The 14,501-nt window shown below is 29.8% G+C and carries 12 protein-coding genes; 6 read left to right on the top strand and 6 right to left on the bottom strand.

Features of this window, described 5'->3' with window-relative positions; genetic code table 11:
• Position 1: 1 nt before the first annotated feature.
• Positions 2-865 (bottom strand): ABC transporter permease, encoded by an 864-nt coding sequence (locus ACUXZJ_RS07830; RefSeq protein ID WP_060383089.1) that lies wholly within the window; start codon positions 863-865, stop codon positions 2-4.
• A gap of 119 nt (positions 866-984) precedes the next feature.
• Here ACUXZJ_RS07830 and ACUXZJ_RS07825 point away from each other — a divergent pair, with 119 nt between their 5' ends.
• Entirely contained in the window at positions 985-1,722 is a 738-nt protein-coding gene (locus ACUXZJ_RS07825; RefSeq protein ID WP_060383090.1) for a tyrosine-protein phosphatase, read from the top strand.
• A 241-nt stretch (positions 1,723-1,963) separates the two neighbouring features.
• Positions 1,964-3,154 (top strand): acyltransferase family protein, encoded by a 1,191-nt coding sequence (locus tag ACUXZJ_RS07820; RefSeq protein ID WP_060383091.1) that lies wholly within the window; start codon positions 1,964-1,966, stop codon positions 3,152-3,154.
• Positions 3,155-3,611: 457 nt separating this feature from the next.
• On the opposite strand, the gene recQ is transcribed toward ACUXZJ_RS07820, so the two are convergent.
• Positions 3,612-5,807 carry a DNA helicase RecQ gene (gene recQ / locus ACUXZJ_RS07815; RefSeq protein ID WP_060383092.1) on the bottom strand — a complete coding sequence of 732 codons (2,196 nt, stop codon included), beginning with the start codon at positions 5,805-5,807 and terminating at the stop codon, positions 3,612-3,614.
• A 234-nt stretch (positions 5,808-6,041) separates the two neighbouring features.
• On the opposite strand from recQ, the gene ACUXZJ_RS07810 reads away from it, so the two are divergent.
• The 4 genes from ACUXZJ_RS07810 to lptB all read left to right on the top strand — a co-directional run bounded on the left by ACUXZJ_RS07810 (position 6,042) and on the right by lptB (position 9,065).
• On the top strand, positions 6,042-7,007 hold the full coding sequence (locus ACUXZJ_RS07810; RefSeq protein WP_060383093.1) for a KpsF/GutQ family sugar-phosphate isomerase: 966 nt from the start codon (positions 6,042-6,044) through the stop codon (positions 7,005-7,007).
• Positions 7,008-7,826 carry a twin-arginine translocase subunit TatC gene (tatC, locus tag ACUXZJ_RS07805; RefSeq protein ID WP_060383094.1) on the top strand — a complete coding sequence of 273 codons (819 nt, stop codon included), beginning with the start codon at positions 7,008-7,010 and terminating at the stop codon, positions 7,824-7,826.
• Positions 7,819-8,163, top strand: coding sequence for a carboxymuconolactone decarboxylase family protein (locus ACUXZJ_RS07800; protein ID WP_192188708.1), 345 nt, complete (start codon positions 7,819-7,821; stop codon positions 8,161-8,163). The genes tatC and ACUXZJ_RS07800 overlap by 8 nt, the downstream gene beginning before the upstream one ends.
• A 161-nt stretch (positions 8,164-8,324) precedes the next feature.
• Entirely contained in the window at positions 8,325-9,065 is a 741-nt protein-coding gene (gene lptB, locus ACUXZJ_RS07795) for an LPS export ABC transporter ATP-binding protein (protein ID WP_014166604.1), read from the top strand.
• A 207-nt stretch (positions 9,066-9,272) separates the two neighbouring features.
• Here the strand turns inward: lptB and ACUXZJ_RS07790 are convergent, their stop codons facing one another.
• From ACUXZJ_RS07790 to ACUXZJ_RS07775, 4 genes are read right to left on the bottom strand one after another with little or no spacing between them, the layout of a single operon-like run.
• The gene (locus tag ACUXZJ_RS07790) at positions 9,273-10,253 is read right to left on the bottom strand and encodes an FAD:protein FMN transferase (protein WP_077226005.1); all 981 of its coding nucleotides are present in this window, start codon (positions 10,251-10,253) and stop codon (positions 9,273-9,275) included.
• On the bottom strand, positions 10,253-12,448 hold the full coding sequence (locus tag ACUXZJ_RS07785) for a PepSY domain-containing protein (protein WP_446194650.1): 2,196 nt from the start codon (positions 12,446-12,448) through the stop codon (positions 10,253-10,255). The genes ACUXZJ_RS07790 and ACUXZJ_RS07785 overlap by 1 nt, the downstream gene beginning before the upstream one ends.
• Positions 12,449-12,455: 7 nt before the next feature.
• Positions 12,456-12,932, bottom strand: a complete 477-nt coding sequence (locus ACUXZJ_RS07780) for a DUF2271 domain-containing protein (RefSeq protein WP_014166601.1) — start codon at positions 12,930-12,932, stop codon at positions 12,456-12,458.
• Between the two features lie 3 nt (positions 12,933-12,935).
• A complete protein-coding gene (locus ACUXZJ_RS07775) occupies positions 12,936-14,414 on the bottom strand; it encodes an ankyrin repeat domain-containing protein (RefSeq protein WP_446194649.1) in 1,479 nt (492 codons plus the stop codon).
• Positions 14,415-14,501: the final 87 nt, after the last annotated feature.

The following is a 14,501-nucleotide window of genomic DNA, read 5'->3' as shown; positions in this document are numbered from 1 at the left end:
TTTAAACTGTATCAATAAAACTTTTTTCTGTTTTATTAAAAATTACTAATCCTAACACAAAAATCATGATTGTTACAAAAATTGTATATACTAAACCAAAAATGGATATTTCCCCTTGATTAAGAAGAATAATTCTAGAGGTTTCAACAATATATGCTAGCGGATTATATTCTACAAGCCAACCATATTTAGGCAATTTTTGACTTATTAATTCTATAGGGTATACCACAGCCGATATATACATTAATAATTGCACACCAAAAGAGATCAAAAATGACAAATCTCTGTATTTAGTTACTAATGAAGATATTATCATTCCCAAGCCTAACCCTAAAAGTCCCATAAGAATTATAAGAAAAGGAAAAAAAATTACATTAAAATTTATTATATTTTTCATTCCTAAAAACAAATAAAACAAATAAAATCCAATATAAATAATTATTTGAATTCCTAATTTCAGTAAATTTGTTATTACAGTTGATAATGGCATTATTATTCTGGGAAAATATACTTTACCAAAAATATTTGCATTTTTCTTAAATGTATCAGCCGTTTCATTTAAACAGGATGTAAAATAATTCCAAACTATTATTCCTGCCAAATTAAAAAGAAAAGAAGGTACTTTTCCTGTTTCAATCCCTGCTACTCTATTAAAAATAATGGTAAAAGTTATTGCAGTAAATAATGGTTGTATAAAATACCATAGTGGTCCTAAAATGGTTTGTTTGTAAACCGTAATAATATCTCTTTTTACAAACATTCGCAGCAAATCTCTGTATCTCCAAGCTTCTTTTAAATTTAGATCAAAAAGTGAAGATTTAGCTGTAATAATCTGATCCCATTTATCTTCTTGAGAAATATTCATTTTTTCTTTGTTAGGAGCGCAACTTAATAAAATATACTATTAAATACAATAAAAAGAAAAATTATCATTATGTAAAGATTGTCTAAATCCATACCTTTGCTAGAATATAAAGAAATTTTATGCTATTTTTTACTAAATCAAAACCTCTATTAAGAGAATTTACTGAAAACCAATTTATTGATCTGCATTCTCATATATTGCCTGGAATTGATGATGGTGCTAAAAATATAGAGGATACTGTACGTTTAATAACAACTTTATCAGATTATGGTTTCACTCAATTCATGGCAACACCGCACACTTTTTCAGGGTATTATGACAACACTTATGAATCTATAGCTACAAATTATCACAATACCGTTAATGAATTGAATCAAAAAGGGCTTTCTTTCACTATGAATTTCGCATCAGAATATTTAATGGATGATTATTTTGTATCTCTCTTCAAAAAAAAGGAAATTCACACCTTAAAAGATCAATATGTTTTGGTGGAAATGTCTTACCTAAATGCTCCCATTAATTTATTTGATATTTTATTTGATTTACAAGTAGCAGGATATACCCCTATATTAGCACATCCTGAGCGTTACTTGTTCTACCATCAGCAATTTGATTCTTATAAAAAGTTAAAAAATGCTGGATGTAAGTTTCAATTAAACTTGTTGTCTACTGTTGGTTATTATGGAAAAGAGGTGAAAAATATTGCGGACCAGTTATTAAAAGAAGATCTAATTGATTTCACAGGAAGTGATGTTCATCACGAAAAACATTTAAAAGCTTTTTTATCAAAAATAGAAATTAAAAATACAGACGCATTGAAAAATGCTATTCGAAATAATGATTATTTCAAAATATAATGTTTTATTTTTTATAACCTTATTGTTTATGCTATCCTGACTATAATCAGATTTATTTTTAAAATTATTCCTTTTTTATCTTTATGTATTAGTCAAAAAACTATAGAATACTGGCAGTTTTAATAGAAATCAGATGATACTTGAGACTATGCTTTGATAAACATTTTTAATTATTTATTCCTAAACATAAACCTACTTAAATCTAAACAAATCATATTTCTTAAATCCACCTACTGCTAAAATGAATCCTTTAAATCCTTTTTTTGCAATTATAATTTTCTTTATTGCTTTTACAACGGCCTATATTATAAATTTAAAATTTAAAATAACAAATAACGACACAAGATACGAAACAATAGATGGAATAAGAGGTTTTCTTGCCATAGGTGTTTTTATTCACCATGCCTCTATATGGTTCCAATATTTACAAATCAAATCTTGGGTAGCTCCCAAATCAAACTTATATAATCAATTAGGACAAACAAGTGTTTCTCTTTTTTTTATGATTACTTCTTTTTTGTTTATAACCAAGTTATTGAACTCAGAAAATCAAAAAATTAATTGGCCTATTATATTTATATCAAGATTTTTTAGGTTAGTACCTATGTACCTTGTTTCAATATTTTTACTAATATCAATTGTATTTATAATTAGTGATTGGCAACTCAATGTTCCTCCTTTTAAACTTTTAAAAGAAGTGCTGCAATGGGGTACTTTTACCATTTTAAGTAGTCCAACCATAAATGATTTATCATTTACTCATATAATAAATGCAGGTGTTGTATGGTCACTTCCTTATGAATGGCTCTTTTATTTCAGCTTGCCTATTATCTCTATTTTAATTTTCAAAAAGAAAACATCCTTTTTTTATACTGTAATTAGCCTTTTTTTCATTCTTTGTTTTTTTAAAATTTATGGATCAAGTATTCCTCATCTACTTTCTTTTTTAGGAGGTGTGATCCCTCCTTTTATCATTAAGTATAATACAAAAAAAATTAATTTTAATTCAAATTTTTACAGTATAATAATTTTATTATGTTTGGGATTAATTTTACTTTTTCATACTTCAGACAACTATATCTGTAAGCTTTTAATAATAATAGTATTTAACTTAATTGCTTTAGGCAATGAGATGTTCGGAGTTTTAAAAAACACTACATTAAAATTCTTAGGAGAAATCTCATATAGTACTTATTTAATTCACGGAATAATTATATTCATAACGCTTTATTTTGGTTTTAGTCTAGAGGTAGTAGAAAAAATGCCTCCTTCAACATTTTGTTCTATAATATTTCTCATTACCCCTATTATCATCTTAACTAGCTTTTTATCTTATAGAAACATTGAAAAACCGTTCATGGATTATTCAAAAAAAATTAATTATGATAAAATAAAGCATAGCATAACAGAATTTTACAAAAGAAAAGCGTAATTATAAAGACAAATTGGTAATGAATAATACCATTTAAACTTAAAATATACTGATTAAAAAGAAAATTCTCGATCTGTTTTTTTTATTTTAAAAATAACTCAAACAAACGGTTGAGTATATAATTGAAATCATCGTTAGTTCAAGTGCGAGGCGAATAGAGAACCAACGATGATTTTATTGCTTTTGTAAGATAGTACCTAAATCAACATGCGTTTTGTCACTCCAACGTAAGGAGGAGTCTCATAATCCGTATTATGTAATTTCTCCCTTTGGTCGATAAGATTACAAACTTTTTAGACAGTCTCAAGGTTAAAAAAATAGTATTATGTAAAAATTTCAAAGTTTAAATGATATAACTTTATTATTTCATAAAAATCATTAAGTAATAAAGTTTGTTTTTCAGGAAAATATAAAAAAACGGAATAAGACTTTTATCATATTCCGTTTTTTATATAGATTAATTTGCTACTTCGCTAATAAATTTAATCCTCATAAGTCGTAATTCTTCTGTATCATAATCCCCATCAAATTCATCTAAAGCATCTTGAATTTTATCTGATTCAGAATCCATAAAATAATCATGAATTTCTTGTTGTTGATCTTCATCTAAAATTTCATCAACCCAGTAATTAATATTTAGTTTAGTTCCTGAATATACGATTTGTTCCATTTCTTTTAACAAAGCATCCATATCTAAACCTTTGGCTTTTGCAATATCATCCAAAGGTAGTTTTCGATCAATATTTTGAATAATATAAAGTTTTAAGCCTGAATTAGCTCCGGTGGACTTAACAACCAAGTCATCAGGTCGTATAATTTCATTTTCTTCTACATATTTAGCAATGAGATCTACGAATGCTTTTCCATATTTTTTAGCTTTTCCTTCTCCTACACCTTGAATATTGCTTAACTCTGCAACGGTAATAGGATATTTTAAAGCCATATCTTCTAATGAAAATTCTTGAAAAACTACATAAGGTGGCACTCCTTCTTTCTTTCCTACTTTTTTACGCAAATCAACCAACATAGTCATCAAAACCTCATCTGAAGTTCCTGAAGATTTAGAGGATGTCACGATTGTATCGTCTTCGTTATCATCAAATTCATGATCTTCTGTCATCATAAAGGATACTGGCGTATTTAAAAACATATATCCTTTATCTGTCATTTTTAAAACGCCATAACTTTCAATATCTTTACGAATATAGCCATCAACCATTACCTGACGGATTAATGCCATCCAGTATTTTTCATCCTGATCTTTACCTGTTCCAAAAAAGGACAAGGTATCTGTTTTATGTGCTTTGATAACAGCGTTTACTTTTCCTATTAAAGCTAGGATGATTTCTTTTGCTTTATATATTTCCTTAGTATCCCGAATTGTTTCTAATAACTTGACTACATTGTCTTGGGCTTCTGTTTTCTTTTTGGGATTACGCATATTATCATCCATATCTCCACCTTCTCCCGTTTCGTTATCAAACATTTCCCCAAAATAATGCAATAAAAATTTACGGCGCGACATAGAAGTTTCAGCATACGAAACAACCTCTTGTAGTAAAGCAAAACCTACCTCTTGCTCTGCTATAGGTTTTCCTGCCATAAATTTTTCTAGTTTTTCAACATCTTTATACGAATAATAGGCTAAACAATGCCCTTCTCCTCCATCTCTACCTGCTCTACCTGTTTCCTGATAATAACTTTCTAAAGATTTGGGTATATCATGATGAATTACAAATCGTACATCAGGTTTATCAATTCCCATACCAAAGGCAATAGTTGCTACTACCACATCTACCTCTTCCATCAGGAACATATCCTGATGTTTTGCTCTTGTTTTAGCATCAAGACCTGCGTGATAAGGTACAGCTGAAATACCATTTACTTTTAATACTTCTGCTATATCTTCTACTTTTTTACGCGAGAGGCAATAGATAACGCCTGACTTCCCTTTATGTTGTTTTATAAAACGAATAATATCTGCTTCTACATTTTTAGTTTTTGTTCGTACTTCGTAAAATAAATTAGGGCGATTAAACGACGCTTTAAAGACGTTAGCATCTGACATTTCTAGATTTTTAAGAATATCTTCTTGTACTTTGGGTGTAGCTGTTGCTGTAAGTCCAATAATAGGAATTTCACCCAGAGCTCTAATTATATTTCTTAAATTTCTATACTCAGGTCTAAAATCATGCCCCCATTCCGAAATACAATGTGCTTCATCAATTGCTACGAAAGAAATTTTATGTTCTTTTAAGAAATCAATATATTCTTCTTTTGTTAAGGATTCAGGTGCTACATATAATAACTTTGTTAAACCAGATGCTATATCTTTTTTAACTTGATTAATTTCTGTCTTATTTAATGAAGAATTAAGAACATGTGCAATCGCATCCCCTGAGCCTAAGCTTCTGAGGGCATCTACTTGATTTTTCATTAACGCAATCAGAGGCGAAACCACGATAGCTACGCCATCTTGAATTAGCGCAGGTAACTGATAACATAACGACTTTCCACCACCTGTGGGCATAATAACAAAAGTATTTTCTTTAGATACAATACTTCTTACTACTTGTTCTTGTAATCCTTTAAATTGGCTAAATCCAAAATACTTTTTTAATTCTTTGTGTAAATCAATTGGGTCAGAACTCATTCTTCAATTATTTTCTATTGATAAATTAACGAAATGATGAAAATCAAACAGTTTTTATACTATCCCCAACTAGTAAAAAAAAATGTGTTTGGTATTTTTGAGAAATTTTAAACAAAATTAATAAAATTTCAATCAAATAAAAAATCCTTTCAACTAGGTATTTTTATAAATTTGCACTTAATAAAGTTACAAATTTCTTTATCATTATACAAATTTTAAAAAGAGACTCTTGTTTTGATAACCAAAGACACCCTTCTTGCCACTGCTAAAGCCTCCTTATTAGAACAAAGTGAAGCAATAGCTAACTTAGTAAATTATTTGACAGATGATTTTGCACAAGCAGTTGAAATCATATACAATACAAAAGGTAGACTCATCGTTACAGGAATAGGAAAAAGTGCCATTATTGCTCAAAAAATGGTTGCTACTTTTAATTCTACAGGAACCCCATCTATGTTTTTACATGCCTCCGAAGCAATACATGGTGATTTAGGTATGGTACAAAGTGGCGATGTCATTATTTGCATATCAAAAAGCGGGAATAGTCCCGAAATAAAAGTATTAGTTCCTTTATTAAAACGCTTTGGCAACCAATTAATAGGAATGACTGCTAATCTTCACTCTTTTTTAGGCAAAGAATCTGATTTAGTCTTACATGCTTATGTAAGTAAAGAATCTTGCCCTAATAATTTAGCGCCTACTAATAGTACTACTGCACAACTGGTATTAGGTGACGCATTAGCCATTTGTTTAATGAAAAAAAGAGATTTCAAAAGTGAAGACTTCGCTAAATATCATCCTGGTGGAGCATTAGGAAAAAAACTTTTATTAAAAGTTAGTGACTTATTAGACAAAACCCATAAACCACAAGTTACACCTGATTCTCCTATAAAAGATGTAATTGTAGAAATATCTGAAAAAAGACTTGGTGTGACAGCAGTCATAGAAGAGAAACAACTAATCGGTATTATTACAGATGGAGATATTAGAAGAATGCTGAATACTACCGAAACTATATCTGGATTAAAAGCAAAAGATATTATGACGAAAACGCCAAAAACAATTGCGTTAGATGCCATGGTAATGGATGCGTTTCATACAATGGAAGATTTTTCGATTACACAATTAGTAGTAGAAACTGATGGAAACTATGTAGGAATATTACATATACATGACATTTTAAAAGAAGGAATTATATAAATGGCTAAGAAAAATTTATCAGAAATGTCTTTTTTAGACCATCTAGAAGAACTTAGATGGCTACTTATAAGAAGCACTATAACGATTGTTATATTAGCAATCGTAGTATTCTTTTTTGCTGATTTTATATTTGACCAAATAATTTTTGGTCCTACACGAGTAGAGTTTGTTACATATCGTTTTTTTTGCGATGCCTCTCACTATCTTGGTTTTGCTGATACAATTTGTATTGAAGAACTCCCTTTTACCATTCAAAACACTAGTATGGAAGGGCAAGTAAATGTGTTTGTATGGATGTGTATTACAGCTGGGTTTATTTTAGGATTTCCTTATATATTATGGGAATTATGGCGTTTTATTAGCCCCGCCCTTTATGATAACGAAAAAAAATATGCCAAAGTTTTTATCATTTCAGCATCAATTCTTTTTTTTATTGGTGTTCTATTTGGTTATTATGTCATAGTTCCTATGTCTGTAAACTTTTTAGCCTCTTTTTCTATCAGTAGTGTTGTCAAAAATGATATTGATTTAAATTCATATATAGGAATGGTTAAAACATCTGTATTAGCAGGTGGTATTTTTTTTGAAATGCCCATCATTATTTATTTATTAACTAAACTAGGACTGATTAAACCAAGTTTTTTACAAAATACTCGAAAATACGCTATCGTAATCGTATTAATCATAGCCGCCATTGTTACCCCTCCTGATGTGGTAAGTCAGGTAACTGTTGCAGTTCCTATGCTTTTAATTTACGAAATGAGTATTATTATTTCCAGAATTGTATACAAAAACCAATTAAAAGAGCAAAATGGCTGATTTAGTAAAAGATTTTAATGATTATCGTTCTAAAATGAACGAAAAGATTTTAGGTGATGACAACAAGGTTATCAAAAGAATTTTTAATCTGGACACAAATACTTATACGGAAGGTGCTTTAGATACCAAAACAAAAGAGTTAATGGGACTAGTTGCATCAGCTGTATTACGTTGTGATGATTGTATCAAATATCATCTAGAAACTTGTTACAAATTAGGCATCAAAAAAGCTGAAATGATGGAAGCTATGAGCGTTGCTACATTAGTTGGAGGTACTATTGTAATTCCTCACTTAAGAAGAGCTTACGAGTTTTGGGAAGCCCTTGAAAATAATTAATTTATTTTAAAATTAGTCATTTTGAAAAATTGAAATTATATTTTTATACTCATTTCTCTTTTTCTTTGATTAATTTTAAGTTTATTTGTCAGATTGGATTTAAAAAATGATTTTGAATATCTTATTCATTTTCAAATTTTTCAAATTTTCAAATTTAAAACATGGTATTAAGAGCAGATAATTTAGTCAAAACATACAAAAAGAGATCCGTTGTAAAAGGGATATCTGTTGAAGTTAATCAAGGTGAAATAGTTGGACTTTTAGGTCCTAATGGGGCTGGAAAAACAACTTCCTTTTATATGATTGTAGGCTTAGTAAAACCTAATTCGGGAAATATTTACCTAGATGACATGGACATTACGGATTTCCCTATGTACAAAAGAGCTCAAAACGGTATTGGCTATCTTGCTCAAGAAGCTTCTGTTTTTAGAAAGATGAGTATTGAAGATAATATAATGAGCGTCTTACAATTGACTAATCTTACTAAGGATCAACAAGAAGAAAAGATGGAAGCTCTTATTGAGGAGTTCTCATTAAATCATATCCGTACAAACCGAGGGGACTTACTATCGGGTGGTGAGCGTCGTCGTACAGAAATAGCACGATGTTTAGCTACTGATCCTAAATTCATTTTATTAGATGAACCTTTTGCGGGTGTTGACCCTGTGGCTGTAGAAGACATTCAACGTATTGTAGCGAAACTTAAAAATAAAAACATCGGTATTTTAATTACAGATCATAACGTACAAGAAACTCTTGCTATTACAGACAAAACATATCTAATGTTCGAAGGAGGTATTCTAAAAGCTGGAGTTCCTGAAGAATTAGTAGAAGATGAAATGGTACGTCGTGTATATCTAGGACAAAATTTTGAATTGAGAAGAAAAAAATTAGAATTTTAATACAAATACTACGATCAAGAACTTAAAAAAATATTTTTTTTAAGTTCTTGATCTATTTTTCTTCTGGGTTCTTTTCAGTCTCAAAATAAAACCAATATGAAAATATTAATGTAGGTAGAATATTAACATAAAACTAGGTTAATATTTATTACAAAGTTATTTTTTGGTTAATCATAAGTATAATCCAAACATTTAGACTTATACATTCTAAATATTTTTTTTGCTTTTCTTAAAATTCTTAGATTTTATGATCCTCCCTTTATCTGTAACTAAAACATAAGAATAAGCTGGATAATTAGCTAATAACTTGGCTCCTTCTTTTAGTCCCAAAACCATTATAGAAGTACTAAAACCATTGGCAATTTCTGCACTAGGACCAAAAACAGTCGCACTACAAATACCTTGGCTTGGATAACCTGTTTTAGGATTAATAATATGGGAATATTTTTTTCCATTTATTTCTACATATTTTTCATAGCTTCCTGAAGTGGTTACAGCATATCGTCCTAATTTCACGATATCTACAAATTCTTCTTTTCCAAAAGGATTGGTAATTCCTATGCTCCATCGTTTTCCGTTAGCTTGTTTTCCCCAAGTAGTCAAATCACCTGATGCGTTAATAATTCCTCCCAAAACTCCTTTTGTCTCTAAGAGGGTACGTACCCGATCAGCCGCATAGCCTTTTCCTATAGAACCAAAACCAATCTTCATCCCTTTTTCTTTTAAAAAAATAGTAGATTTTACTGTATCTATTACGATGTTTTTATAATTTACTTTTTCTATAGATTTTTTTATAGCAATTTCTGTAGGCATAGCAGTCATAGAACCATCAAATTTCCATATTTTATCCATTGCTACTATACTAATGTCAAAAGCTCCTTCTGTTATTTTAGAAAAATACAATCCTGACTTTGTGAGTTGTATTATTTCATTATCTACTTTTACAGGTTGTACACCTGCATATTGATTAACTTGTGAAATTTGTGTAGTAGGTTTCCATTCTGAAATCAGATTTTCTATGCGATCTATTTCAGTTATGGCTTCATCAATTCTTTTTTCAGCCAAAATGCTATCTTTTTCTACTATGGTAATATCAAATCGGCTTCCCATAAGTGTAACAGTTCTATAACGTTGTACCTGTGCATACTGCAAAAAGGGAAAAAGTAGAATCAAGACTAGTATTTTCATTAATAACAATCTATTAAAATTTGTTCTTTTGATTTGTAAAAATCTATTTTTTTAGTATCATTTCTTAAAGCATAATTCTCTAACAAGGTTTCTATGTCTTTTTGCATGGCTAAAGATCCACAAATCATCAACACTCCTTCTTCCTCTAATATCTGAAAAATAAAATCTAAATCGCGATTTACTAAATCTGTAACATAAGATTGATTTCCTTCTCTAGACAAGGCTAATTTAAAATCTTGTAATCTACCTTCTTTTTTAAACACTTTTATCTGAGCTTCTATTTTTTGTACAAAAGAACTTTTTGCTCTAAACCCTGCATATAAATATAGGGATTGCTTTGATGTAGCTTCTGCTATCATTCCTAAAAAGGGAGCAATACCAGTACCATTAGCAATCATCACTACTTTCTTATTTTTAGGTCGATTAAATTTAACATTTTTTACAATAGTTCCTTTTAGCGTTTGTCCTTCTTCTAATTGATAGAGATAATTAGATCCTAATCCTCTGGGATGTAGTTTTATCATGAGTTGTATTGTATCTCCAAGCTTACCGATAGAATATAAACGCTCTTTTTGAGAATGTCCTAGCTCTATAGCTAGCAAATCACCTGAACTTACTTTTATTGTTTTTTGAGGTTCTAATACCAGTATAAAATTAGAGCAATTTCCTTCCACTTGGCTTTTAGAAATCACTTTAAACAGGGTTTTCTTTTTGTTCTTATCTAAATACGTCGTTTCTAAATTACTTAATTGAATGGTAGTAGTCTTATTCCAATTTGATATCCAGTGTAGCCAATCGTTCATAGATTGATCATCTATTGTGTGTAAATCAATTATTTTTTGATTCCAAGATTGTTTTTTTAATAGTGTTTCTACTTGTTTAGCATATCCACAAAAATCAGGATATTGGGAGGAACCAAATCCTACTACGGCTGTTTGTATGGTATGTAATTGTTTGTATTTTTGAATTAATCCTTCAAAACGACTGGCATTAGCAGGTGCATTACCATCACCGTAAGTGGAGGTTAAAAATAAAATGGTATGTGCATTGGGTGCTGTTTGATACTGATTCATAGATCCAACAAAGGATTTGATTCCTTGTTGTAAAAACTGATTATGAATGGCATTGGCAAACTTCATCGTACTCCCGTTTTCTGATCCAACTAATAGGATTAATTCACCCTCCTCTAAAGTATAACTATTGGTCTGTCTATGACGTAACCGTTTATATGAAATCACAAATCCTGAAACAATAAAAACCAAAATACTGAATACGCTAAGTAATAATACGGACGACCAAAGAATAGATCCTCTTCCTGTATGTAGATCTAAACTGAGGTTTTCTAACCTCACCCATTTTGATATTGGAACTTCACTCAATATCTCTCCATTCCATTGATTGATTAAGATTACTCGATCTTTTAAATTTAGTGTAAAGTGTTCTTCTACTTCGTCTGCAAACGGAAATTCTAACTTTTGAACATCTGATAATAAAACCTTTTTAAAAATGGGAAAATCTTCTATTTTTTTTTGAGAAAGCGGTTTTTGAGAAACAATTTCCTTATGATTTAGTAAAGAATCTTTCTCTAAAATTTTAAAATTATATAGTGTTAAAAAAGCTCCTGTTAGGGCCATAATCAAAATAGGGATAGCCATCCATCTACTTAGTAATACATGAAGATAGGAAGACCAATGATCTTTTTTAATTTTTTTTATAAGACCTACGAAGCCATTTTGGCGTTTTAGCAATAAAGCAATTCCCGTACTGGTTATAACAGCCAGAAGAAAGGCATTGATTCCTAGAATAATTCGCCCTGTTTTATGCAAAAAAAGCGATCGGTGTAAAGAAGTTACCCATTTGATCCATTGTGTGTGTTTTTTAGGAGTTCCTATTATTTTACCCGTATTAGGGTTAATAATAGCTTCTACTTCATTAGCATCTGTATCTAATCCTTTTATTATTACATACTGGCTAGGAGAAACGGTTAGTTCTGCTACTTCGATGAACTCTTTTTTCAGAGGGGTTATAACTTTTGCAAGTTTGATTTCCTTAAAATTATCAACTTTATAGGATGGAATTTCTTGATTTATGGTATCTATTGCTAAAATTCCTCCCGTTACAGAAGCTAGTACTAAAAATAGAGAAGCTATAAGAGCCAAGGCAAAATGAGCCAATCGCCAAATAGATAAGGTCATTGCCTATTTATAATTTATTTAATTTAACAAAACGAATATATCCTTTTCCTTCTACTTTATTTAATAAAGTTTCTGTGGTTAATGGAAATTCTGCATCTGTAATATGATATTTTTGATTTTCTACAGCTGATTCGAAACGAATTTTATACCCTGTATTTATTTTAGAGTCTTCTATTTCTAAAACGGTTACACTTCTATCGCCTCCTGCTACGGAAGCTCCTGTTTTTGCATCTACTTTATTTTTTTTGCTATAAAATTTATACCATTCTTTGATGTCTTTATACCATTTTTTGTCATCTCCCATTACATATAATGTTTTCTCATATTGCCCTTTTGGATTGATTAATGATACTACAATATAAGCTCCTTCTCCTACATAGTTTGTCATTTGCAACATACATTTGTATTTAGAGGTTTGAGCTGTTATGCTATTAAAAAACAATGAAAAAACAATCAGTCCTAAATATTTTGTGTACTTATTCATCTCTTATTTTAAAAAATCTAAATTTATTTGTTTTTTAGCTAATACTTCATTTTCTTGGGCTAATGAATAGGCTGTTTCATCTAAATCTGTTTTTGCCTTTTTATCAGCTCCTAGAGTAAGTAAATAGTTTATTATATTTTCATCTTTAGCTACCATGGCTGCTTTATGTAAAGCGGTTAATCCTGCTTCATTTTTAACATTTATATTTATTTCAAAACCTTCTAACTTTTTTAAATATTCTAAATCATTTTTTATTACGGCAAGATGGTAGAGCGTATCTCCTTTTCTTAAAGGTTTTTTTAGATCTATTCCTTTTTCTTTTAACCATTTTAGTTTATCTAGAAAATCATCGTTCCCGTTTTTAGGTGCTCTATAATTTTGCACTAAATGGTAGGCTAAACCTTGTCCGTCTTTATCCAACAAATCAATAGTAGCTCCTTTATTTACTAGTGTATTCATTGTTTCTACTAAGCCTGATTTAACGGCTTGCATTAAGGCAGATTCCCCCTTATTATTGGTTCTACTTACGTCAACTCCTTTTTCTAATAAAAAATTCACAAATGCTAAATCACGCGTTCCTGCTACTTTATGTAAAGCGGTATTTCCTTCGTTATCTATTGCGTTTATTAAAACACCTTTTTGTAAAAAATATTGAGCAATTGGGACTTGATTTTGCTTCTTAGCTATCAGGTGAAGAATGGTTTCTCCATTTGCAGTCGTAACAGTTGGTTTTAATTTTAAATCGTCAATAAGATATTGAAATATTTCTAAGGAATTAGCAGATCGTCGAGTAGCTTCAGCGGCCATTAATAAGGCATTAGGAGTCCATTTACTTCCTTTTTCAATAAGTTTTTTTAAATTAGTTATATTACCGGTTCTGGCAGCATAATCAAAAACTGTTTTTCCTAAGGCATCTTGATCTTTTACACTTAATCCTTTTGTTTCTAAAAATTGTGTAACGGACAAATCTTTATCATAAGGCACAGCTAACATTAATAGGGTTGCTTTATCTTTATATAACTTTTTAGGGTCTAAACCTGCTTTAAAAAAGATTTCTATTAATTCTTTTTTAGCATTACCACTAGCCAAAGCATAAGCCAAAGGTGTCGTATTATGAGAATCTTCGTGATTGATATTAGCTCCTTTATTTATAAGATTTTGTACTAATTCTATATTTCCTTTAGCAGCAGCCCAATGCAAATAAGTTCTTTCATCATGTGTGAGTTTATTTATTTCATTTCCTTTTTGTTCCAATAAATAGTAAATTATTTCATTTGATACATCATTATTAATAGCTAATGTAACGGGATCAAAAGCGAAAGAGTTTAGCTCTGAAGCATTATTACCTTTGGCTATTTCAGCTTGAACGGTGGTTAGATTTGGATTTTTTTTCCAAAAATTTCCATCTAATAATGTATTTTTTTGTTGGGCAATTGACACTATATTAAATAGTATTGCTATTATTACATGTATTCTTTTCATTTCTAACTTTTATGTATAAGTAATAAAAAAATATAAAGGCAAAAGTATAGTTTTAAAACTATACTATTTGCCTTTCACAAAAACAAA

Source organism: Flavobacterium sp. TN-1 (assembly GCF_052828645.1).
The sequence above is the reverse complement of the archived record's forward strand: the minus strand, read 5'-3'. Positions and strand labels throughout refer to the sequence as shown.